The sequence below is a fragment of the Thalassospira sp. MCCC 1A01428 genome, assembly GCF_002115825.1.
Lineage (GTDB): Bacteria > Pseudomonadota > Alphaproteobacteria > Rhodospirillales > Thalassospiraceae > Thalassospira.
This window is the reverse complement of the sequence record NZ_JFJZ01000157.1, coordinates 1-695: the sequence shown is the minus strand read 5'-3', so window position 1 is coordinate 695 and position 695 is coordinate 1. Positions and strand designations below refer to the sequence as shown.

1 protein-coding gene is annotated in these 695 nt (G+C 50.8%); it reads right to left on the bottom strand.

What is annotated here, in order from left to right; genetic code table 11:
- Positions 1 to 695 (bottom strand): hypothetical protein (locus THS27_RS27095; protein ID WP_210403040.1); only part of this gene is annotated, 695 nt, incomplete at both ends.

Here is a 695-nt window from a genome sequence, read left to right as displayed (position 1 = left end):
TCCTTGCTGGTTTGATGGCAAACTGTTAATTGCTGCCAGAACGTTGTTCTGGAAGGCAACCGCTTGCGACGACGAACTATTATTGATCTGGTCCAGTGTTGCCCCAAGCGACCCACCCACACTGCCATTTTGCGACCCGATCGACTGATAACCGCCCGACTTGGCTTCGGTAATCGTCACGACGAGGTCTTTGCCCACGGTTGCCGTGGTTGCGCCAAGGCCCGAAGTGCCGACAACAGATGCCGTTGTAATCTCGTATGTCGTCTCCCCGCCGTTATCCGCGCCGACAATGGTGTAGGTATCACCAACCGCCAGATTATTGCCCGATATCACCAAACTGGTATTGCTGATCTTTGCATAGCCCGAAACGTCCAAAGAACCGAAATCAGTCATGGACGCTGCCTGCACCACCAGCCCACCACCGGTCTGGGTATAGTTGCCGGTAATCTTAATGGCATTAGATAATTTGATCGTCGCACTATTTACAATGACGGACGTGCTGTAGTTGTAGAAGGTGATGTTGTCATTCAGCCAGATGTTGCCCGTCCCCAAAGTAAGGTTCGAATTATTGTGAACTTCGATTGTGCCAATATCATCCTTTCCGGTACCCTCCGTCTTGCCGGTCAGCAAGCCATATTGGTCTTTCTTATCGCTTCCGTTAAGTTCACCAAGAGTACTAGGGTCTGGACTCAATT